The sequence below is a fragment of the Candidatus Avelusimicrobium aviculae genome (assembly GCF_949292495.1).
Lineage (GTDB): Bacteria > Elusimicrobiota > Elusimicrobia > Elusimicrobiales > Elusimicrobiaceae > Avelusimicrobium > Avelusimicrobium aviculae.
This window is the reverse complement of sequence record NZ_CASEZB010000016.1, coordinates 69,630-90,364: the sequence shown is the minus strand read 5'-3', so window position 1 is coordinate 90,364 and position 20,735 is coordinate 69,630. Positions and strand designations below refer to the sequence as shown.

The 20,735-nt window shown below is 48.5% G+C and carries 22 protein-coding genes, 1 tRNA gene and 1 pseudogene; 23 read left to right on the top strand and 1 reads right to left on the bottom strand.

Features of this window, described 5'->3' with window-relative positions:
• Positions 1-57: 57 nt before the first annotated feature.
• The 18 genes and pseudogenes from ACQY33_RS03825 to ACQY33_RS03740 all read left to right on the top strand — a co-directional run bounded on the left by ACQY33_RS03825 (position 58) and on the right by ACQY33_RS03740 (position 15,151).
• A complete protein-coding gene (locus ACQY33_RS03825; RefSeq protein ID WP_428074101.1) occupies positions 58-936 on the top strand; it encodes an alpha/beta hydrolase in 879 nt (292 codons plus the stop codon).
• Between the two features lie 42 nt (positions 937-978).
• Positions 979-1,842, top strand: a complete 864-nt coding sequence (locus ACQY33_RS03820; protein WP_428074099.1) for an alpha/beta hydrolase — start codon at positions 979-981, stop codon at positions 1,840-1,842.
• Between the two features lie 96 nt (positions 1,843-1,938).
• Positions 1,939-2,023, top strand: a tRNA-Ser gene (locus tag ACQY33_RS03815).
• A gap of 140 nt (positions 2,024-2,163) precedes the next feature.
• Positions 2,164-3,627 carry an MATE family efflux transporter gene (locus ACQY33_RS03810; protein WP_428074097.1) on the top strand — a complete coding sequence of 488 codons (1,464 nt, stop codon included), beginning with the start codon at positions 2,164-2,166 and terminating at the stop codon, positions 3,625-3,627.
• Positions 3,628-3,690: 63 nt separating this feature from the next.
• On the top strand, positions 3,691-4,638 hold the full coding sequence (gene fmt / locus ACQY33_RS03805) for a methionyl-tRNA formyltransferase (protein WP_428074095.1): 948 nt from the start codon (positions 3,691-3,693) through the stop codon (positions 4,636-4,638).
• Positions 4,639-5,640 carry a PASTA domain-containing protein gene (locus ACQY33_RS03800; RefSeq protein ID WP_428074093.1) on the top strand — a complete coding sequence of 334 codons (1,002 nt, stop codon included), beginning with the start codon at positions 4,639-4,641 and terminating at the stop codon, positions 5,638-5,640. It abuts the gene before it with no gap.
• Positions 5,641-6,333 (top strand): ribulose-phosphate 3-epimerase, encoded by a 693-nt coding sequence (gene rpe / locus ACQY33_RS03795; RefSeq protein WP_428074091.1) that lies wholly within the window; start codon positions 5,641-5,643, stop codon positions 6,331-6,333. It abuts the gene before it with no gap.
• Between the two features lie 39 nt (positions 6,334-6,372).
• A complete protein-coding gene (gene rpsP, locus ACQY33_RS03790) occupies positions 6,373-6,627 on the top strand; it encodes a 30S ribosomal protein S16 (RefSeq protein WP_428074089.1) in 255 nt (84 codons plus the stop codon).
• A gap of 12 nt (positions 6,628-6,639) precedes the next feature.
• A complete protein-coding gene (locus ACQY33_RS03785) occupies positions 6,640-6,870 on the top strand; it encodes a KH domain-containing protein (protein WP_428074087.1) in 231 nt (76 codons plus the stop codon).
• Between the two features lie 2 nt (positions 6,871-6,872).
• Positions 6,873-7,592 carry a tRNA (guanosine(37)-N1)-methyltransferase TrmD gene (gene trmD, locus ACQY33_RS03780; protein WP_428074131.1) on the top strand — a complete coding sequence of 240 codons (720 nt, stop codon included), beginning with the start codon at positions 6,873-6,875 and terminating at the stop codon, positions 7,590-7,592.
• Positions 7,593-7,615: 23 nt separating this feature from the next.
• Positions 7,616-7,951: pseudogene (gene rplS / locus ACQY33_RS03775) on the top strand (50S ribosomal protein L19); the annotation flags it as partial.
• A 263-nt stretch (positions 7,952-8,214) separates the two neighbouring features.
• Positions 8,215-9,405, top strand: a complete 1,191-nt coding sequence (locus tag ACQY33_RS03770) for a hypothetical protein (RefSeq protein ID WP_428074085.1) — start codon at positions 8,215-8,217, stop codon at positions 9,403-9,405.
• Between the two features lie 45 nt (positions 9,406-9,450).
• Complete coding sequence (locus tag ACQY33_RS03765) at positions 9,451-10,518, top strand: hypothetical protein (protein WP_428074083.1); 1,068 nt, start codon at positions 9,451-9,453, stop codon at positions 10,516-10,518.
• Between the two features lie 95 nt (positions 10,519-10,613).
• Positions 10,614-11,846: a hypothetical protein gene (locus ACQY33_RS03760; protein ID WP_428074081.1), complete on the top strand. Its 1,233-nt coding sequence runs from the start codon at positions 10,614-10,616 to the stop codon at positions 11,844-11,846.
• A gap of 5 nt (positions 11,847-11,851) precedes the next feature.
• Positions 11,852-12,496 carry a ribonuclease HII gene (locus tag ACQY33_RS03755; protein ID WP_428074079.1) on the top strand — a complete coding sequence of 215 codons (645 nt, stop codon included), beginning with the start codon at positions 11,852-11,854 and terminating at the stop codon, positions 12,494-12,496.
• A complete protein-coding gene (locus ACQY33_RS03750) occupies positions 12,493-12,846 on the top strand; it encodes a YraN family protein (RefSeq protein ID WP_428074077.1) in 354 nt (117 codons plus the stop codon). The genes ACQY33_RS03755 and ACQY33_RS03750 overlap by 4 nt, the downstream gene beginning before the upstream one ends.
• A 12-nt stretch (positions 12,847-12,858) precedes the next feature.
• On the top strand, positions 12,859-13,680 hold the full coding sequence (locus tag ACQY33_RS03745; protein WP_428074075.1) for a purine-nucleoside phosphorylase: 822 nt from the start codon (positions 12,859-12,861) through the stop codon (positions 13,678-13,680).
• Positions 13,681-13,726: 46 nt separating this feature from the next.
• A complete protein-coding gene (locus tag ACQY33_RS03740) occupies positions 13,727-15,151 on the top strand; it encodes a lipopolysaccharide biosynthesis protein (protein ID WP_428074074.1) in 1,425 nt (474 codons plus the stop codon).
• 66 nt (positions 15,152-15,217) lie between these two features.
• On the opposite strand, the gene ACQY33_RS03735 is transcribed toward ACQY33_RS03740, so the two are convergent.
• Entirely contained in the window at positions 15,218-15,847 is a 630-nt protein-coding gene (locus ACQY33_RS03735) for a hypothetical protein (protein WP_428074072.1), read from the bottom strand.
• A gap of 35 nt (positions 15,848-15,882) precedes the next feature.
• Between ACQY33_RS03735 and ACQY33_RS03730 the strand changes: the two genes are divergently transcribed.
• From ACQY33_RS03730 to rsfS, 5 genes are read left to right on the top strand one after another with little or no spacing between them, the layout of a single operon-like run.
• Entirely contained in the window at positions 15,883-16,911 is a 1,029-nt protein-coding gene (locus ACQY33_RS03730) for an MraY family glycosyltransferase (protein ID WP_428074070.1), read from the top strand.
• Positions 16,911-18,179, top strand: a complete 1,269-nt coding sequence (locus tag ACQY33_RS03725) for a protoporphyrinogen/coproporphyrinogen oxidase (protein WP_428074068.1) — start codon at positions 16,911-16,913, stop codon at positions 18,177-18,179. The genes ACQY33_RS03730 and ACQY33_RS03725 overlap by 1 nt, the downstream gene beginning before the upstream one ends.
• Complete coding sequence (locus ACQY33_RS03720; RefSeq protein ID WP_428074066.1) at positions 18,176-19,306, top strand: nicotinate-nucleotide adenylyltransferase; 1,131 nt, start codon at positions 18,176-18,178, stop codon at positions 19,304-19,306. Before ACQY33_RS03725 ends, ACQY33_RS03720 begins: the two co-directional genes overlap by 4 nt.
• Positions 19,276-20,163: a LytR C-terminal domain-containing protein gene (locus tag ACQY33_RS03715; protein ID WP_428074064.1), complete on the top strand. Its 888-nt coding sequence runs from the start codon at positions 19,276-19,278 to the stop codon at positions 20,161-20,163. Before ACQY33_RS03720 ends, ACQY33_RS03715 begins: the two co-directional genes overlap by 31 nt.
• 54 nt (positions 20,164-20,217) lie before the next feature.
• The gene (gene rsfS, locus ACQY33_RS03710; protein ID WP_428074062.1) at positions 20,218-20,733 is read left to right on the top strand and encodes a ribosome silencing factor; all 516 of its coding nucleotides are present in this window, start codon (positions 20,218-20,220) and stop codon (positions 20,731-20,733) included.
• Positions 20,734-20,735 lie beyond the last annotated feature (2 nt).

Here is a 20,735-nt window from a genome sequence, read left to right as displayed (position 1 = left end):
TACCCCCGCCCCGCCTCCGCCCAAAACTGGTATAATATGTATATAAAGGTGCTTTACATGATGTTTATTCTTGCCGTTTTTATCCTATTATTCGCAGCCGTCATAATTAATTGGACGGCCAACCGTTTTATTTTCCGCCCCGTACGCAAAGAATGGCCCCTGCGCCTGCCCTGGGAACAGGCAACGTTTAATACCCAGGACGGCAGCCCTTTGCACGCCCTTTATCTGCCCGCCAAAGAAAATAAAGAAACGTTGCTTTTCTTTCACGGAAAAGCCGGGAATGTAACGTATTTTGAAGACTTTGCCAAAACGTACGCCAAATACGGCTACGGCATTTTACTGTTCGATTACCGCGGCTACGGCAAAAGCAAAGGCCGCTTAACGGAAGCCCATATGTATCAGGACGGGGCGGCCGCACTGGGCTATTTATTAAAAGAAAAGATGATCCCCGCGCAAAAAATTGTGGTGTGGGGCTATTCCTTAGGCAACGGCCCGGCCGTGCAGACGGCGGTAGATTTTAATATTCTTCCCCTAAAAGCCGTTATTTTGCAAAGCCCGTTTACCAATACGGCGCATATGGCTTCTTATATCTTGCTGAGGCGTTACCGCCACGGCAACTGGCTTCAAAAGTGGGTATCCGCTATCTTTTCACCCATATTTTTTAATAAAAAATTTGATAATTTAGGCAAAATACGCCGCATTAAAGCGCCTTTGCTTATTGCCTATTCACGCCAAGACATTGTAATCCCCTGGCAGATGAGCTGCGCTTTGGCGGATAAAGCGCCCCGCGGCGCACGGCGTTATTTCTCTCCCCGTGGGGAACATGAGCAATTTGCCTGGATGGAAAAAGCCGCCGTTAACTTTCTTTCCCCCGGTACTTTTGCCCCCAAAACAAACAACCACAGAACGCAAAAAACACCCGCCTTTAAAAAATAAATTTGACTTTTTGGCGCGGATTTACGGTATAATAAAAGGGTTATGAAGAAACATCTTCCCTTAATTATATTGGGTATTATTTTACTGGGCTGGGCTGTTTTTATTAACAGCTTAAGCAACCAGTTTATTTTCGCCCCTTCCCGGGATTTGCAACCCGTGGACCCTTCCTTAAGGGAAGTGAATATTCCCGTTCAGTTTGGCCACGCGCTAAACGGTTTATATCTGCCGCCCAAAGCGGGCAAACCGGTTATTTTATTTTTCCACGGGAACCGCTACAACGTAACCCATTTCCAAGATTTTGCAAAAATATATTCCAAGTACGGATACGGTATTTTGTTGTTTGATTACCGCGGCTACGGCAAAACGCCGGGCTCCCCTTCTGAAGCAAAAATGTATGAAGACGGGGAAAGCGCGCTGCGCTACCTGCTGATTAATAAAGACGTTTCCGCCCGGGAAATTATTTTGTGGGGCTATTCGCTGGGGTGCGCGGTAGCCTTGCAAGTGGCGGATAACCACCCGGACATGAACTTCCGCGCCATTGTGCTGCAAAGCCCGTTTACCAATACGCCGGAAATGGCCTATTATATTTTGTCGCGCAATTACCGGCCGGAATTATTTATGCTGAAGTTTACTTCGGCGGTTTTATCTCCGGCGTTGATCAACAAACGTTTTGACAATACCCGCAAAATAGGGCAAATCCGCCCGCCTATGCTTATTGGGTTTAATTTGGAGGACCGCACCGTCCCCTGGCGCATGAGCCAGCGCCTGACTAACTTCGCTCCGGCCAGCGCGCGCAGTTATTTAGGGCAAACCGGCGGACACAAAGACATGAAATGGTTTGAAGACGAAGCGGTAAAATTTTTGAAAAAACAGGATGAAATGTCCGCCAAGTGGGAAAAGAATTAAAAACGGTTTTCCCCTTTTATCCGGCCCCCTGCCCGCAGGGGGCTTTGTTTTGGGGTATGTGTCAATTTTGCTATAATACAGTAAATAACCGCTTTGGGAGAGGTGTGTGAGTGGTTGAAACAGCAGGTCTCGAAAACCTGTAAACCGCAAGGTTTCGAGGGTTCAAATCCCTCCCTCTCCGTTTTTCGTCATATACCCGTTTCTAAAAAGAAACGGGTTATTTTTTGCCTTCCCAAGCCGCACCCATCCCACTCCGGGAACCCCTCTTTTTCACCTATGCTGCGCGCCCTAACCCGCCAACGCTTTTGCTATGATATATTTATGAGCCAAACCCTTGCACATCCCGTATTATCCCGGGAAGAAAAACAATTTTTAATCATGACCCAAACCCCCATAGGCAAACTGGTGGCGCGGCTTTCGGTTCCCACCGTTATCAGCATGCTGGTTTCCGCCGTTTACAATATTACGGATACTTTCTACGTAGCCCACTTGGGGGAAAGCGCGGCCGGGGCAGTAGGGGTGGTGTTTTCTTTAATGTCTTTAATTCAGGCGCTGGGCATGGGGGTGGGCATGGGGGCTTCCAGCCTGGTCAGCCGCTGCCTGGGCAGAAGAGACCCCAAAACAGCGTCCAAATACGTATCTTCGGCTTTCTTCTTTGGGGCGTTTATCGGATTGTGCATTTTGTTTTTTGGGGAAATAAACGTAAATTATTTAATGCGCTGGTTGGGAGGCACGGAAACCATTCTTCCCTACGCTTGCGCCTACGGGCACTATATTTTAATTGCCGCACCCGTTATGTGCTCGGCATTTGTGCTCAATACCACTTTGAGAGCGGAAGGAAAAGCCGTATTTTCCATGATAGGGCTAAGCACCGGCGCTTTATTAAACATCGCCATAGCCCCCATTTTTATTTATACATTGGATATGGGCATTGCCGGGGCCGCCATCGCGGTGCTTATCTGCCAAAGCATCAGCCTGTGCATTTTGCTTTCTTTTTTCCTTCGCAAAAAGAGCGTAACCACGCTGTCTTACAAGCTGGTCAGCCGCAATTGGAAGGATTATTGGAATTTAATCCGCCTGGGCTCCCCCACCACGTTAAGGCAGGGGTTTGCCTCGCTGGCTATGGCACTGTTAAACATTAAGGCCGCCCCGTTTGGGGACGCGGCGGTGGCGGCCGTAAGCATTGCCACCAAAATTTATTTGGCCATGCGCGGCATTGTATTGGGTATCGGGCAGGCCATGCAGCCGGTGGCAGGTTACAACCACGGGGCGAAACTCTACGACCGCGTACGCCAGGCTTTTTGGGTAACCACACGCGCCGGAACCATTATATGCACCGTTGCCGCCATTGCCCTAGCCGTATGGGCGCGCCCGGTCATAGCGGCGTTTCGCACCGGGAACGAAGACGTGGTGATCATCGGCGTACAAACTTTGTACTTTTTCTGCGCCGCTTTGCCTTTTTTGGCATACTCCACCTATGTAAACCAGCTGCTGCAAATGCTGGGGCAAGCCAAAAGCGCGGCGTTTTTAGCCAGCTGCCGCCAAGGAATTATGTTCCTGCCGTTGATTTTTATCCTTCCCCGTTACTTTGGCCTGCGCGGGGTGGAAGCCACCCAGCCGGCAGCCGATATGTTAACTTTCTTCGCGTCCATCCCGTTTTTAGTGCATTTTTTTGCCAAATACCAAACCGCCCGCCGGCCTTTGGGGGCTAAACACCGTTTACGGCTGATTTATTTGAAACTGGCCCGCAAATTAAACTTATGGACTGAACCCTACCAAAAATAGCCCTTTCCCCGGTTCATGGCGCGTTACGTATCCGTCTTTCCAATTTGATAAAATAAATAGGTTATGGAAAAATTAAAAACCGTTTTTTTCGGCACGCCGGACATTGCCGTGCCATATTTGGAATTATTGCACCAGATGACGGACGTACAGCTGGCAGTCACCCAGGCGGATAAACCCCGCGGGCGCGGCATGGTCATTACCCCCTGCCCGGTTAAAAAGCGCGCCTTAGAACTGGGCCTGCCCGTGCTTTCCCCCGAAATTTTAAAAAACCATTATGAAGATTTAGCTAAAATCCCCTTTGATTTAGGCGTAGTGGTAGCATACGGGAAAATTTTCCGCCCTAATTTTTTAGCCTTGCCCAAGTACGGCTTAATTAACGTACACTTTTCTCTTTTGCCGCATCTGCGCGGGGCGGCCCCCGTACAGCAGGCGTTAATCCAAGGCTACACCCAAACGGGCGTAAGCACTTTTTGGATACAGGAAGGAATGGACGACGGCCCGATTTACCTGCAAAAATCCTGCCCCATTGACCCGCAGGATAACGCCCAAACCTTATTTGAAAAGCTGATCCCGCTGGGAGTGGAGGCCTTAAAAGAAACTTTGCAAGGCGTGCAGGCAGGGAAATTAATCCGCACCCCCCAAACAGGCACCCCCACCACCGCCCCCATGATTAGCAAAGAAGAAGCGCTTCTTTCTTTTACGCAGTTAAACGCGGTAGATTTTCACAATAAAGCGCGCGGGCTGGCCTGCGGCCCAAAGCCCAAAGTGCTCATCACGCTAAAAGGCAAACAGGAGCCTTTGCAAATCATACAAACGGCGCTGCCAAACACCGCAGAAAAAGCCGCCCCCGGCACCGTGCTTTGCGTTGAAAAGCAAAAGGGTATTTTAGTACAATGTAAAGAAGGCAGTGTATGGCTGACCACAGTACTGCCCGCCGGCAAGAAAGCCATGCCCGCGTATGATTACGCCATGGGGCATGCGCTAAAGGCGGCAGACAAGGTGTTTAATTAAATGGCAACCTCTAAAGAACAATCTTTTGAAGACTTTTTTAAATCTCCCCGCCGCTTAAACCGCAAATTTTGGATTGTAACCGGCGTTATCGTATTATTTTTCCTGGTACTTATTTTTATATCTATAGACTGGGTGTTCGGCGCATTGGTGCATACGCGTAAAGAAGTATCCGTGCCGGACATTACCAAAAAAACCGTCTCCTCCGCTTTAAACACGCTGGCGGCCAGCAATTTGGCCCTTAAACAAGCCGGGGTGGAGTTTGCGCAGGACGTACCTTCCGGTTCCGTGCTGCGCCAATTGCCGCAAGCCGGCACCACCGTGCGCGAAGGCCGCGTGATACGCGTATGGGTAAGCCAGGGGGACGAAATGGCTTTCGTTCCCAACGTGGTGGGCAGCAATTTGCGCGCCGCCCAACTGGCCGTGCGCCAAGCGGGTCTGGTGGTAAACAAGGTGGAAAACGCCTATTCGCTCACGCACGACAAAGGGCTTATTATTTCCCAATCTTTAAAGGCGGACAGCATGGTGGAAAAAGGCGAACAGATAGATTTGGTCATCTCCAACGGGGAACCGCCCGCCAGCGTCATTTTAGTGCCTAACTTTAAGAACAAAAAACTGGCCGAGGCCACCCTGTGGGCCAGCGCGCAAAATATTGATTTAATTATCAAAGAGGACGAAGACTCCCTCTTCCCCAACGGCACCATTGCCAGCCAAACGCCGGAAGGGGACAGCCAAATGTCTCCCGGATCTTCGCTGGAAATTACAGTCAGCCGCCGCCAGGTGCAAGATGATGAAAAAGTCTACCACCTGCATTATGAAATGCCCCAAGGCAAAAACGCCAGCCATGTGCGCGTATTGCTGATTGACGACTTGGGCGAACGTGAAATGATGAACGAGATGCAGCAGCCCGGCAGCAAAATAGACTTGGAATTGCCTTATTCCGGCAAAGCCACGGTGCGCATTAACGTGGACGGAATTTTAGTAAGAGAAAGAGAAATACAATAAATGCCCTCTTCCAAAATGCCTTGCGCAAATGGTAAAATATCTATTGCGCCTTCCATACTTTCGGCGGATTTGTTCCGTTTGGAGCAAGACGTGCGCAAAGTGGAAGAAGCCGGGGCAAATTGGCTGCATGTAGACATTATGGACGGGCATTTTGTACCCAATTTAAGTTTTGGCCCGGCTTTAGTGAGCAGTTTAAACGGCAGAACCGTTTTGCCGCTGGACGTGCATTTAATGGTGCAGTATCCGGCCCGTTTTATAGAGGCGTTTGCCAAAGCGGGAGCCTCTTTATTAACGGTTCACATAGAAGCGGGCGACGATATACGCACCGCGCTGATGCAAATAAAAAAGCTGGGCATTGGGGCAGGCATATCCATTAAACCGGATACAGACCCGCAAACATTGGCCCCGTATATGGATTTGTTGGATTTAGTTCTTGTAATGACGGTATACCCGGGTTTTGGCGGGCAGGCGTTTCTGCCCCAAAGCCCCAAACAAATACAAGGCGTGCGGGAGGTAATCCGCCAAAGCGGCCGGAAAATCTGGCTGGAAGTAGACGGCGGAATAAACAAAGAAACCGCGCCCTTAGCCGTGCAAGCCGGGGCGGACGCCTTGGTAGCCGGCAACGCTATTTTTAAAGCCGCGGACCCTGTATTGGCCCTCAAGCAAATCAGACAGGCGGCAGCGGACATTTAACATCACCCCAAAAGGGGTAAAAACAAAGGAGAAGTCATAATGGCAGTAGTAATCAGATTACAGCGGGTGGGTAAAAAATCCCAGCCTCAGTATAGAGTTGTTGCTATCGAAAAGAAATCAGCCGTAGGCAGCGAAGCCAAAGAAGTGTTGGGTCAATATCACCCGTGCAACCCGGACGCTAACGCCCAAGTAAAGCTCAATATGCCCCGTGTGGAATATTGGATGAAAGTGGGCGCTATTCCGTCTAAAACCGTAGCCAACTTGATTAAAAAAAGCAACGCGGCCGCCAAATAACGGGGAAACCGTATGAAAGAATTGGCGACTCTTCTTCTTAAATCCCTTTCTTCCACTCCTGAAAACGTAGTGGTGGAAGAAACCGAGGAAGATAACAAAATCTACCTGACCACCAAGGTGGACGCGGCAGACAAAGGCAAAGTAATCGGCAAAGACGGCTGCATTATTAAAGCCGTGCGCACGGTGCTTAGCGCTGCCGCCGCGAAACAAAATAAAAAAGTCACCTTGAAACTGGAAGACTAATGTTGAAAGTGGACGTGATTACCGCGTTTCCGGAAATGATAGACCAAGCCCTGGGCGCAAGCATCGTGGGGCGGGCCAGAAAAGCGGGAATCTTAAAGCTTGGGTTTGTAAACCCCCGGGACTTTACCACAGACAAACATAAAACCATAGACGACAGGCCTTACGGAGGAGGGCCGGGAATGCTGATGATGGCGGAACCGCTCCACCAGGCGATAAAAAAGGTAAGAAAGAAGACCTCTGTCGTTATATTAACCAGCCCGCGGGGGCAGACATTCAGCCAGCAGTTGGCCAAGAAATTAGCCAAGAAACGCCACCTGATTTTTGTGTGCGGGCATTACGAAGGGATAGACGCCCGCATTTACCCCGAGGTGGATTTGGAAGTATCGCTGGGGGATTTTATCCTTACCGGCGGGGAACTGGCCACTTGCGCTATGATAGACGCTGTAACCCGCTTGCGGCCCGGAACTTTTAAAAAGGACGGCGTAACGTCGTCAGAGTCGTTTGAAGAAAATTTGCTGGAAGCCCCGCAATACACGCGGCCGGAAGTATGGCGCGGAAAGCGGGTACCGGCGGTGCTGTTGGGCGGCAACCACAAAGAAATTGAAAAGTGGAAGCACGAACAAGCATTAGCTTTAACCAAAAAATTAAGACCGGATTTGCTTTGCAAAGCCTCTCCAAAGCAGGATACGGTCAAAAAGAAAAAGACGTCAACTAAGAAATAACCGAATTCGGAGGAAGTTGTTTTATGAACATTAATCAAATTAAACACAATCTCAAGACCAATATTCCGGTCTTTAAAGCGGGTGATACCGTGAGAGTAAAAGTGAAAGTAGTAGAAGGCGACAACGAAAGACTGCAGGCTTTTGACGGAGTCGTCGTTGCCCGCAAAGGCAGCGGCATCAGCGAAACTTTCACCGTGCGCAAAATCTCCTTTGGCGTGGGTGTGGAACGTATTTTCCCCATTCATTCCCCCCGCGTGGACAGCATTGAAGTACTCAAAGTAGGCAAAGTAAGAAGAGCCAAACTGAACTACTTAAAGAAACTCTCCGGCAAAGCTGCCCGCTTGCAGGAACTTAAAAAACCCACTGCTACGGCTGAAGAAGCGCAACAAGAAACGGCCGCCGCAGCCACGGAAGAGGCTAAATAGGCAACCAACAGGTTTGACCTACTCCGATTCAAAACCCCCGGCGAATACTAGTAAAACGCCGGGGGTTTTTGTTGTATTCATCCTCTGTTCTGCCGGCGGGGACTCGCGCGTTTAAATAAATAATAGGTAAAAAGACCTAGTTCCTTTTGGGCCTAAGGGCCCTTTCCTCTTCTTTCCCAGTACGCTATGCTGTAAGTATGAGAAAAATAACCTGCTTACTTGCGTGTTTCATGCTTGCAGCCAATATGGCTTGGGCCCAAAACGGAAAATGGCTCCAGTCCACTTTGCGCGCGGCGGAAAAGGAAGCCGCCAGCGCCTCAAGCGCAGCCCGTAGCGCGGCACGCGCCATTACTGCCGCAGAGGAAGAGTTTGTCCCGTCCGTCACCCGCCATGTAAACCGCATACAGGTTAAACCGCCCCTCCCTAGATTCCGCCCAGACGGTGATGAGTTAGATTTATGGGTTAAATTAAAACCCAAACATCTGGCCGGCAGTACGCCTTCCAGTAGAGACATCAACAAAAGCAGGCTAATAGATAAAATTGTTCAACGCCACCACAATATGAACAGCGCCCTGATAGACTTGTTCCGTTTGGAAACGAAATACGGCGCGCAGGATTTTTTTCATCTGTTTTCCGCCGCGTATTACCGGAAAGTTTTTGGGCCGCTGGCACCCTCTTTCTACGATGCCTTAAGAAACATTTCTCTCCGGGGGGATAAACACATACAAACCCTTGCCACGGCGCGTATGCAATTTTTATTTAGCCATAAAAACCGGTTCATGTCCATTTTAGAAGAACAGCCCGACGGCACCAAAGGCAATTGGAGACTTCAATGGCTGCCGATATTAAACATAGCAAACCCCAAACAATTTAATCCGAAGCGAATTGTCCTGTCTTATGAACGCACCATGCAGCCCAGCCGGTCAGACGTAACCATGGACCACATTTCCCCCTCTTCTTACGCGCGCATTAACGGCACAAACACACGCATATTATATTTTCAGGAAGATTTAAGCTATCTCCCCCAGCTGTATAAAATTTTGTTATATAAAAAATACACAGGGCAACCTTTATTTGTTGCCGTGGATAAGATAAACAGAGTCATGTTTGTTTTTAACGAACACAAAACAAAATGGATTCGCATTTCCCAACATGAATTTGCTAACCCTAAAAATTTGCATTTGCATATTAACCGGTTAAAACAAATACATTTTAAAACGGCAAAAGACCAAATGCATATTGACCATATGATTATAAATGTTACCTTGCCGCTGAAATCAAGGGAAGATTTGACTCCAGAGGAATTAGAAGATATTTTCTTTAACCAAACTTTAAAAACATTGGCTAAAATGCCCAATGTATATATTGCGTACCAGTCTGTATATTAATACTGTTTGCTGGTAAACGGAGGACGCATCCCGCGTTATATATTTATGAAGTGTGCGCTGATATTTAGTTTTCTGTTTGTTGCCGCAGCCTCCGGCCCCTTGCTGCACGCGCAGCCTAAACGCGCGGCAAAAGCCTTTTCTTGCACCCTGAAAAAACAAAAACAAGTTGCCTCCTCCATACAAACCGCGTTAACGCGGGCGAAAAACCCGCTTTACACAAATGCCGCCCTTCACCTTTCCCCTGATAAAAGGCAAAAATTGGCGGCCGATTTATTAAAACTAAATGCCCCCAACATGCAGAAAACTTTGTTAAAGCTGCAATCCTACCAAAACAAATATGGTTACGGGGATTTTTTTGAACGCTTTATCACGCTTTATTATGAACGCCATTTTGGGAGAATTACTCCCGCCATGTCCGCCTTTTTTGCGCAAATAAACGCATTGAAAAACCCCGCCTTACAACAAGCGGTTGCTTTGCGGCTTGAAGAACTTGCCCGCAACAAAGCGGCTTTTCTTTCTCAAATATGGCAACAAGAACAACCCCCGTTTGTACGGGTAATCTATTTGCCGGAACTGGCCCGTTTTTCCGCAGCGTCCTTCCGCCCGCAAGATTTGATATACAGCTGTGAAATAAATGTGGAACCCGGGGGATTTCTTCCATTAGAGGCAAGAAATGAAATTTCTATTTTTATATTGGAAGGAACTCCCTGGCATATAGCCGGTTTTAGCGCCGGGTTGGAATATTTGCCCGATCTTTACCGCTTTTTAATCACAAACGGAAACTACGCTGAGCCGTTTCAGGTTATTTGGGAAAAATCTTCCCAATCCTTACTGTTATCTTCTCTGGATAATACCCGTCAGCTGCGGGTCTCCCGGCATGAATACCATATTCCACACCGCCTGCACCTGCATATGCAGTATTGGGAGCCCGTTTCTTTTATAAATATTGATGGGAAAACCGTGCTGGAAAACATATTATTAAATATTGCTTTCCCCATAGAAAACATAAGCAACAACCCGCGGGTTGCGCTAAAAGATTGGTTTGTTACACGTCCGGCACAAAAATTTCTAAATGACCCAAACGCTAATGTAATTTACGGAAAAATTTTCTAATTCATTTTAAATAGAAGTAGCATAATATAATACATAGATTTTTTATAGGCCCTTTGGCCCTGGCGCCAACAAATAAAATACAATAGGATATGGCTATGAGAATATTAATCACGCTTCTTGCTTGTGTTTTTATTTTAAACCCGTGCCTGCTTTCGGCCCAGCCCAAAGCCCAACGGCTGATGCAGCGCATGAAAGGGAATACTCTCTCTGAACGGGCCACCGCGCGCGCCGCCAAAGAACAAATGTCTCTGCAACAAAGGCGCGCCGAAAGCTTGCGCAAAAGACAAGAAGCCTTGGAACTGAACCAACTTTCCGAGCAATTTGGCCTGCGCGTAAAGGAACGCATTGTAAAAAAGAATTCTAAAGAAAACCGCCAGCTTAGGAAAGAACTCCGCCGCAAACAACAAGAGAAAACGCTCTTTGCCAATCCCAATTTTAACTTAAAAGACGCGTTAACAAATATTGTAGAACGCCACCCGGACGACGTAGTGGCCGCCTTATATGACATGCGCAAAATGCGCCAAAAACGCGGGGAAGACGCCAACCCGGAATATTTCCGTCTGTTTGCCATTGTTTATTATAAACAGCATTTAAAAACCCTTACACAGCATATGTACGAGTTTATAGACCGCGTAGCCCAAACAGGTTTTAAATCCTTGGAAAAAGATGTCATGTTGCGCATGCAAGAGTTATTCTCCCAAAAACAAGGCTTGTTAAATTCCGGCCTGCGTCTTAAGGCGGAACGTTTGCGCCTGCGTTATTTAAAAAACGTATCGCGCGCCAATGATTTAAACTTTAACCCGGAAGACCTTATTTTTGCCTATGAACAAAAAGTATCCGCCCTGCCGCCGGATTTTGCCATACGCCACATTACCGCAAACACGCAAATTTACATAGGAAGGGAAAAAATTCCTCTTTCCTTTTACAGCTATGACATTTCTTACATTACGGAGCTTTACAAACAACTGCTTAATAAAGACGGCTCTGCCGATGATATTACCGTTATATTGGACAAAACCAGCCGCCAAATAGCTTTGTATAATAAAGACAAACAAGTATGGATACGCGTTACCCCGCATGAATATGCTTCTGTAAACAAGCTGCATATCCATTTAAACGAGGTCCGCCACATAGATGTGGAAATGCCAAACGGAAAACATTTTAAAGACCGTATGCTCTTTAACGTATCTATCCCCATATGGCCGGGTGCTACGCGGCCGTATTTTGGAGGGAAACATTATGATTTATACGAAAAAATGGTACTGGCCCCCGCTTATATTTTAACACGGGAAAAGAATACAAATGTTGTTTACGGAAATATTTTTTAACGCCTATGACAAAAAGCTATTTACAAGCCTTTGACCAGGAAATTTCTATCCAAAAAGGGACGGACGCCCTGATAGGGGTGGACGAAGCCGGCCGCGGCCCTTTGGCCGGCCCGGTGGTGGCCTGCGCTTGTTTGATTCCGTCCGGCATCGTTTCTTACTTTGACGACGTAAACGACAGCAAAAAACTCTCCGCAAAAAAACGGCAAGAAATTTTGCAGCGTTTTGACCGCCTGGGGGTCTTGTACGGCATTGGTTTTGCCTCGGCCGAAGAAATTGACCGCCTAAACATTTTACAGGCCACTTTTTTGGCCATGCGCCGCGCGTGCGCCAAGTTTTTGTCTATTCCCAACGCGTTTGCTTTGATTGACGGTCCCTATCCGGCAAAAGGCCTTTCCATTAAACAAATGCCGGTGGTGGACGGGGATGCCAAATCCCTCAGTATCGCCGCCGCCAGCATTATCGCCAAAGAAACGCGGGATAATTACATGTCTATATTGGACACACTCTACCCCGGTTACGGCTTTGGCGGACATAAAGGGTACGGCACCGCCCAGCATTTGGCCGCTTTGCGCCAAAAAGGCCCCTGCCCCCAGCACCGCCGTTCTTTCAGCCCGGTGCAAAAACTCTGCCAGCCGGTGCTTTTGCCATGAACACCTTGGGTAAAAACGGGGAAGAACAAGCCCGCTTATACTTGCAAAAACAAGGCTACCGCATTTTAGCCCAAAATTTTTCCTGCAAAAACGGAGAGCTGGACTTAGTGGCCCGGCGCAAAGACACACTGGTGTTTGTGGAAGTAAAACAACGCGCCGGCCAAGCTTTTGGCGGCCCCTTGGCGGCGGTAACGCGCGCAAAACAACATAAAATTTCCTTAACGGCGGCTGAGTTTATAAAGGAAAAATCCTTAAAATTTGATAGTATTAGATTTGACGTAATATGCATTACCGGAGGGGAACTAACGCATATAGAAAACGCGTTCTTCCCCCCGCGCATGACTATATAAACGGAGGCCCGTATGACCCAATTGGAACAGGTTAAAAAAATTGTTTCGTTTGTAAACCGCAAGACCAAAAACTTTAAACCCAAAATCGCCCTTATTACCGGTTCGGGCTTGGCGGGCTCCATTCCGCAGATGGAAAAAGTCATCACCATTAAATATTCCGATATCCCCGGCTTCTTAAAAAGCACCGTACCCGGCCACAGCGGCAACCTGATTTTTGGCGTATACAAAGGCAACAACATTATGATTATGCAGGGCCGTTTTCACTACTATGAAGGACACCCGATGAAAGACATTGCCCTTTCCGTACGCGCCATGAAAATGCTGGGTGTGGAAAAACTGCTGGTATCGGCCGCGGTGGGTTCTTTAAATTTAAAATTAAAACCCGGTTCTTTATGCGTGCTGAAAGACCATATCAACTTTATGTGCAATAACCCGCTTATCGGCAATTATGACCCGGCTTTCGGCCCCATGTTTTTTGATTTAACTTACGCCTATGCCCAGCCCTTGCGCAAAATTGCCCTGGCGGCGGCCAAAAAATTAAAAATCAACGCGGCGGAAGGCGTTTACCTGGCGGCTACCGGGCCCAATTTTGAAACCCCGTCCGAAATAAAAATGTTTAAAAAGCTGGGTGCGGACGTGGTGGGCATGTCCGTCGTGCCGGAAGTGCTTACCGCGCGCCAGTGCGGCATTGAAGTATTGGGTCTGGCCTGGGTAAGCAACATGGGCTGCGGAATCGCCAAGCATCCGCTTTCCCACGAGGAAACCCTTACCGAAACCAAAAAGATAGAGGGCAAATTCAAAAAACTGCTGGAAATTTTACTGGCAAAAATATAGTACTTTCCAAGCCCGCGCCCTCTGCGTGGCGCGGGCTTTTTTGCGTATGGCTAAAGACATTAAACGTTTAGGTAAAGAAACCCTGGTATACGGCACTTCCACTGTGCTGGCCAGACTGCTGAATTTTTGTTTGGTCCCGTTTTACACGTATTATTTGGTACCGGGGCAGTACGGCATTATCGCCACGATGTTTGCCGTCATCGCCCTGTTAAACATCATCTTCCTATTTGGGTTGGACCAAAGCTACCTGCGTTTTGCCAGCGAACAAAAAGATAAACACAAAGTATTTCTGCATTGTTTTTACGGCGTAGCGGTAAACGGATTCTTCTTGGCCGCGCTGATGTGGCTGTTTGCCGCGCCGCTGGCCCGGCTGATAGGCATTGGGCAAGAGTACGCCTACATTGTGCGCCTGTCCGTTTGGGTGTTGTATTTAGACGTTTTAAACATGATTCCCTTTACCAAACTGCGCCTGGAACGCCGGGCCTGGTATTTTGCCGGGGTAAGGACGGCCTCCATTATCGTAAACGTATTGGGAAACATTGTGTTTATAGCCGTGTTGCAAAAAGGGATAGCCTCTATTTTATGGGCGAATATTTTTGGTTCTTTGGCCTCTTTGCTGCTCCTCTCCCCGGTAGTATACAGCGAACTCAAACAAGGCCCTTTTTTAACGGTGGACAAAACCCTCCGCTCCCAATTAATCCGCTTTGCCTGGCCGTTTGTGCCCGCCGGGCTGGCCAGCATGTTGGTCAGCGTGATAGACAAGCCTATTTTAATCCATTTGGCGGGCACTCAGCAGGTGGGTATTTACCAGGCCAATTTTAAAATTGGCGTATTTATGATGCTTTTGGTGTCTATGTTTGACCAAGCCTGGAGGCCCTTTTTCCTGGCGCACGCCAAGGATGACGACGCCAAAGACACCTTTTCCCGCGTACTTAGCTATTTTTGCGCGCTGGGAACCTGGTTTTTGCTGGGGCTTTCTTTACTGATGCCGGACATTATACAAAGCAATCTGTTTGGCTCTTTCCATTTAATCAGCCCGGCGTATTGGGAGGGGCTAAGCGTTATCCCCTTGGTACTGACGGGCTATTTTTTCTACGGCGTATACATTAACTTTATGGTGGGGCCGGTTATTACCAAAAAAACACGCGTACTGATGTGGATTACCCTTTTAGGTGCCGCCGTAAGCATTACCACCAATTTAACCTTGGTGCCGCACATAGGCATTATGGGGGCCGGTTGGGCGGTGGCCTTAAGTTACGCGGCTATGGCGGGCGCTTTGTTCGCTTTTACCCAAAAAGTATACCCCATACGCTACGAATATAAAAAATTGGCGGGAATTGCCCTTTGCTGCGCCGCCGTGGCATGCTGCGTATATTGCGCGCAAGGGCGTATGCCTTACGGGCAGATACTGGGCCTTAAAATCGTTTTGCTAACCGTGTACCCCGGGCTGATGTGGCTGATTGTAAAGTAACATTTTCCCAAACAAAAACCGCGCCGCCTTTCACAGGGCGGCGCGGTTTTTATGGTAAACAGAAGGTTATTTCATGCTGATTAATTCCAAATCCAGCGTAATATTCCCATCTCTATAAATCAGTAAATGCGGAATTTCCAAGTTTCCTTCCGTCCCGTACGGGGTGTACTGTTCATAGTTTATTTCCGCGCTGTTAAGCAGGGCGGAAGAAACCGCCTGGGAAGGGAAACTGGCCCCCTGCGGGTAAACAAGGCGGGTTTTTGCGTCCTGGTTTTTATAGGTAATTTCTTCCATACCGTCTTTTACGCGGTAAGACACAAAAGAACCCGGGTCCGCCAGCAGCAAACGCAAAAACTGGTTTACGCGCCCGCGCGCCAGAGAAGTATCCGCGTCTTTAAAAATGTATTTATAGGCCACGCCGGACGGGGAAACCACCGCTTCCAAATATTTGTAAGCGCCGTCCCCCATTAACAGCACGTCATAATCCTGCGCTCCTATCTTTTTAATACGCAAGACGCCGCTTAAATAACCGTCTTCCAGCTGGGCAACCACTTTAAAAGCCACCCGTTCCTGTCCGGCGGAAAAATAATCCACCCGCTTATGCCCGCGGGCAGCGGCCGGGATTTGCTTCACACCAACTGAGGCGCACGCCCCCAACAAGCCTAAAGACAACAATAAAATGATTTGTTTTCTCATACACAAGGTCCCCCTATAATGATATTATAAATATTATGAATTCTTTTGTCCTATACACCTTGTGCGCTTGTATTTCTCTGGCGGTGACATCGGCCAGCTTGCCCTTGCTTCACCGCTGGCTGTCCTCGTATTTTATGGACGCGCCCGGCGGACTTAAAAAACACGCCACGCCCGTACCCGTGTTGGGTGGCATTGCCGTTATGCTGGGGCTGTCGGCCAGTTTAGTATTTATACGGTTAACCACCTCTTTCCCCAGCGGTACGTTACACGCCCTGCGCGGGGTACTGCTTGGGGCGGGGCTGGTATTTCTAGCCGGTGTGGCCGACGATTTAAACAAACCCCAAGGTATCCGCTCCTGGGTAAAATTATTAGCCCAAGGAGCCGCCGCCATACTGCTGATGTGCTACGGGGTGCAAATTTATTTATTTGACTGCCCGTGGCTAAACTGTATTCTTACTTTCTTTTGGGTAATAGGCATTACCAACGCGTTTAATTTATTGGATATTTCAGACGGGCTTTGCGTAAGCCAAGCGGCCATAAGCGCGGCGGGGTTGGCGCTGATTTCCTTGCCTTCGGAATGGATATACGTAAACTTTGCCGCCGCGGCATTACTAGGGGCGTGCGCCGGGTTTTGGCCGTACAATTTTTCCCGTAAACGCAAAACATTTCTGGGAGACAGCGGCAGCATGCTGCTGGGTTTTATGCTGGCCGCCCTGTGTATGGGCACCCAATACACCCAGCGCACCAACGCCGGTTTTTTGGCTCCTTTTTTTATTTTAGCCATACCGCTGTTTGATACGCTTTTTGTTATGTTTGCCCGCGTACTGCAAGGGAAAAACCCCTTAAAGGGAAGCGATGACCATATCGTTCTGCGTTTAAAACGCGGGTTAAAAATGTCTCAGCGCAATATTTTAACGGTTTACATGGTGCTGGCCGTATTTAATAATCTGCTGGCCTTTGCCCTTACCCACAGCCACGCCAAAGCGGCGGCCGCGGTGGTGATATTTAGCGTCATTTACTTCCTGTCCGCCACCTTATTTTTGCTTCACATAGGGAGAAAATAATGCATGTCCGCACGCTGATTCTAGGGGCGGGGGTAACCGGGCTGAGCACCGCGTTTCACCTGGAACACCAAGGAGATACAGATTACCTGCTAATAGAGCAGGACGCTGTCCCCGGCGGCCTGTGCAAAAGCGAACAGCGGGAAGGCTTTACCTTTGACCAAAGCGGGCACCTGCTTCACCTGCATGACCCGTACGCTTTACAAACCTTTAAAGAACTTTTAGGAAGTAATCTCCGCCGCCTTCAGCGCCGCGCTGTCATTTATACCCAAGGGGTGCAAATACCCTTTCCTTTTCAGGCGCATTTAGGTTATTTGCCCCCCACACTTAGGAAAGAATGTTTGGAACAAGCCCAAAAGGCCCCGCATATCCCGCACCCCGCCACATTTAAAGAATGGTGCCTTGCCTCTTTTGGGGAAGGAATATACACGCATTTTTTACGTCCTTACAATACTAAATTGTGGGGAACAGACCCGGCGGAAATGACGGCGGAGTGGTGTTCTCAATTTATTCCCCGTCCCAAATTACAGCAAATGCAGGCAGAAGCGCGGGAACAAAAAGGGCTGGGCTATAATGCTTATTTTTATTATCCGCTAAAAGGCGGCTGCCAAGCGTTAACAGACGCCCTGGCAAGCCGCGTTAAAAACCTGCGGTTAAACGCTTCCGTCACCCGGGTGGATTTAACGGCCCGCACCGCCTGGATAAATAATGAGCCCATTTCCTTTAAGCGCCTGGTCAGCACCATCGCCCTGCCCAAATTGTTAGAGATGACCCGCCAGCCCGCTTTGCAATCCCTGGCCAGCCGCCTGCACTGCACCGGGATAAACGTATTAAACATTGCCGCAAAAAAGCCCTTTAACGCCTTTCACTGGGCGTATTTCCCAGATGAGAAGGACCCTTTCTTTCGCGTGGGGGTGCAAAGCTCCTTTTCACCGTATTTGGCGCCGGAGGGAAATTCTTCTTTCTATATAGAACTGCCCTCCCATTGCCCGCCAACCCCGCAAACGCAAAAGCTGGTTTTGAGCCGCCTTGCCCAAAAAGGTATAATAGAAGAGAAGGACGTTTTATTCTCCTTTTGGCAAAAAATACCTTTCGCCTATGTTGTTTACCGTCCGCAGCGCACGCCAGCCGTTGCGCAAGCCCAAACCCTGTTAAAAGAAAACGGCGTTTATTTGGCCGGCAGATACGGGCGGTGGGAATATTCTTTTATAGAGCGGGGTTTTTTGCAAGGCAAAGAAACAGCCGGCGTTTTAACAAAGGATTTGGTATGAAAGTACTCGTTTTCGGGGGCAGTTTTGACCCCGTTCACCAAGGACATGTAGCGCTTTTTAAAAAAGCCGTAAAAATTATCCGGCCGGATGTGTCGCACATTGTGCCGGCGTACCACTCCCCTTTTAAAGCAAAAACCCCCACGCCGTTTACCCTGCGCATGCAAATGCTCAAAAAAGCCTTTGCGGGGATAACTAAAAACATTATTTTTGACGATTACGAACTAAAACGCGGCGGCAAAACGTATACCTGCCAATTAATTGAATATTTAAAAAAACACTATAAAAACCCGGAAATTTATTTACTGGTGGGCACCGATTGCCTAAACGATTTACATAACTGGAAAGACCCGCAAATTATTTTTAACAACGCCACCGTGATAGCGGGCAAACGCAAAGGCTATAACGAAAACCCCGCCCGCTTTAAGCACATTTTTTTGCCGGGGTTCTTCCCCAAGCTTTCTTCCACCCGGGTACGGGCGCATATTTTAGCCAGCGGGGAAATTCCCCCCACTGTGCCTGCCGCCCTGCACCCGTTAATAGAAAAACACCGCCTCTACGGCCTTAAAATACACGACTGGCTGAAAACCCACTTAAAAACCAACCGCTACATTCATTCCAAAAGCGTGGCGGAACTGGCCGCCGTACTAAGCGATATTTATAACGTAAACGTGGAAAGCGCCGTAAAAGCCGGCATCTTGCATGACGCCGGCAAAGGCATGGGCGCGCGGGAATTAATTTATTTTTGTAAAGAACACCATATCAAAACCCCGTTTTTTGAGGATATTTGCGCGCTGGAGCCCAGCTTGCTTCACAGTTACGCTTCCAAATGGCTGGCCCGGCATTTGTTTGGAGTAAAAGACAAAGAAATTCTAAACGCCGTGGCGGAACATACCCTGGGCAGTTTGCATATGAGTACGCTGTCTAAAATTCTGTTTGTGGCGGATATATCCTCTAAGGACCGTAAATATAAAGACGCTTTTGTGATACGTAACATGGCCCTGCAAGATTTGGACAAAGCCCTGCTGTACGCGGCTAACCGCAAACTGCTTTTTACCATAGACTCTCAAAAATGGCTTTGCCCGCTGGGGATTGACTTATGGAACCATCTTATCAAACAAGAAAAATAGCCCCCCGCTGGCTGCTGGCCGCGCTGCTGGTTATAACGGGCTTAGCCGCTTGGAGCCAGTTTTCTTCCCCGTTTGCCAAGCTGATGGCCTCACGAAAAAATGAAGACCTCTATTTAGCGGTGATGACCTCTCCCACCACTTTAATCAGATACAACCCACACCAAGAAAAAGCCTGGGTGAGGGAAATCCCCTGCAAAAATTGCAAAACCCCCACGGCACAAACCTTCGGCTTGCCGGAAAACGCCCCTTTTGTCTATTACACCCCTTTGCAAACCAAGCCCGAAACCGTTTGGGACAATTTTAAAAACACGCTGGAAACGTGGCGATACGCACCGCTGCCTTTAGCCGCCCTGCCGCTGGATTATTTGCGGGCGCGTTTTTCCAAACGTACCAATTTAAACCTGGCGGACGCGGTACTCTTGGGGATGGAACTTTCCAAACTGGAAATGAACGATTTTACCCTGCAAATAGACACCCCCCGCGCCAGAAAAAAAGCCGCCGCCAAAAACGAGGCGCTCCCCCAAGTGGAAGACCGCGCCCCCCTGGCGGTGGAAGACCGCCCCATTGTGGTGGAAGTGCTTAACGCTTCCGGCAAAAGAGGGCTGGCCCGGGCTTTGACCCAATTTCTGCGGGACCAGAACGAAAAAGGCCTCCTGCGCGTGGACGTTTTGCAATATGATAATTACCCCGGCGGTTACCTGGAACAAACCCGCATTGTGGATTACAGCGGCCGCCTGATGCAGGTAAAACAATTAAGCACAGCCATAGGCTGCCGGCAGGAAATACGCTCCGAACCGCGCGGCAATGCCATTTGCGACACCCGCATCATTCTAGGCAAAGACTTTGAAATGCCATAGTCCCAACACTATAAAAAAATGCTAGACTACTTTTATATATAGACGAGGTGGAAAATGAACCCTAAAGAAACAGTATGCCTGGCGGCCCGTTATGCCGACAGCAAAAAAGCGGAAAACATTAAAGTGATTGATTTGGAGGGATTGTCTTCTTTGTGCGATTACATATTAATCGCCACCGCCACCTCAAAACCCCACTTGGAAGCTGTGGAAGAAGAAATCAGCACCAAGTTAAAACAAGAAGGCGTTTACAAAACCAACCGCGACGGGGTGGACAGCCCCATCTGGCGCGTGAGCGATTACGGTTCTTTCTTGGTGCACATTATGACACCCGAAGCCCGGGATTTTTACGCCTTGGACAAAATTTTTAGCTTTGGTAAAGAAATAGACTATACTTTAAAACCCAAAAAAGCCGCCGCTAAAAAACCGGCCGCCAAGAAAACAGCCGCCAAAAAACCGGCTGCAAAAAAAGCCGCGGCCAAAAAAACTTCCTCTAAAAAGCCGGCCGTTAAAAAAACGGCCGTTAAAAAGACGGCAACCAAAAAAACCGCTAAAAAAACCCTGAAAAAATAACT

Coding starts and splice junctions, on each gene's coding strand:
- ACQY33_RS03825 (WP_428074101.1), top strand. CDS start 58: ATGATGTTTATTCTTGCCGTTTTTATCCTATTATTCGCAGCCGTCATA.
- ACQY33_RS03820 (WP_428074099.1), top strand. CDS start 979: ATGAAGAAACATCTTCCCTTAATTATATTGGGTATTATTTTACTGGGC.
- ACQY33_RS03810 (WP_428074097.1), top strand. CDS start 2,164: ATGAGCCAAACCCTTGCACATCCCGTATTATCCCGGGAAGAAAAACAA.
- fmt (WP_428074095.1), top strand. CDS start 3,691: ATGGAAAAATTAAAAACCGTTTTTTTCGGCACGCCGGACATTGCCGTG.
- ACQY33_RS03800 (WP_428074093.1), top strand. CDS start 4,639: ATGGCAACCTCTAAAGAACAATCTTTTGAAGACTTTTTTAAATCTCCC.
- rpe (WP_428074091.1), top strand. CDS start 5,641: ATGCCCTCTTCCAAAATGCCTTGCGCAAATGGTAAAATATCTATTGCG.
- rpsP (WP_428074089.1), top strand. CDS start 6,373: ATGGCAGTAGTAATCAGATTACAGCGGGTGGGTAAAAAATCCCAGCCT.
- ACQY33_RS03785 (WP_428074087.1), top strand. CDS start 6,640: ATGAAAGAATTGGCGACTCTTCTTCTTAAATCCCTTTCTTCCACTCCT.
- ACQY33_RS03770 (WP_428074085.1), top strand. CDS start 8,215: ATGAGAAAAATAACCTGCTTACTTGCGTGTTTCATGCTTGCAGCCAAT.
- ACQY33_RS03765 (WP_428074083.1), top strand. CDS start 9,451: ATGAAGTGTGCGCTGATATTTAGTTTTCTGTTTGTTGCCGCAGCCTCC.
- ACQY33_RS03760 (WP_428074081.1), top strand. CDS start 10,614: ATGAGAATATTAATCACGCTTCTTGCTTGTGTTTTTATTTTAAACCCG.
- ACQY33_RS03755 (WP_428074079.1), top strand. CDS start 11,852: ATGACAAAAAGCTATTTACAAGCCTTTGACCAGGAAATTTCTATCCAA.
- ACQY33_RS03750 (WP_428074077.1), top strand. CDS start 12,493: ATGAACACCTTGGGTAAAAACGGGGAAGAACAAGCCCGCTTATACTTG.
- ACQY33_RS03745 (WP_428074075.1), top strand. CDS start 12,859: ATGACCCAATTGGAACAGGTTAAAAAAATTGTTTCGTTTGTAAACCGC.
- ACQY33_RS03740 (WP_428074074.1), top strand. CDS start 13,727: ATGGCTAAAGACATTAAACGTTTAGGTAAAGAAACCCTGGTATACGGC.
- ACQY33_RS03735 (WP_428074072.1), bottom strand. CDS start 15,847: ATGAGAAAACAAATCATTTTATTGTTGTCTTTAGGCTTGTTGGGGGCG.
- ACQY33_RS03730 (WP_428074070.1), top strand. CDS start 15,883: ATGAATTCTTTTGTCCTATACACCTTGTGCGCTTGTATTTCTCTGGCG.
- ACQY33_RS03725 (WP_428074068.1), top strand. CDS start 16,911: ATGCATGTCCGCACGCTGATTCTAGGGGCGGGGGTAACCGGGCTGAGC.
- ACQY33_RS03720 (WP_428074066.1), top strand. CDS start 18,176: ATGAAAGTACTCGTTTTCGGGGGCAGTTTTGACCCCGTTCACCAAGGA.
- ACQY33_RS03715 (WP_428074064.1), top strand. CDS start 19,276: ATGGAACCATCTTATCAAACAAGAAAAATAGCCCCCCGCTGGCTGCTG.
- rsfS (WP_428074062.1), top strand. CDS start 20,218: ATGAACCCTAAAGAAACAGTATGCCTGGCGGCCCGTTATGCCGACAGC.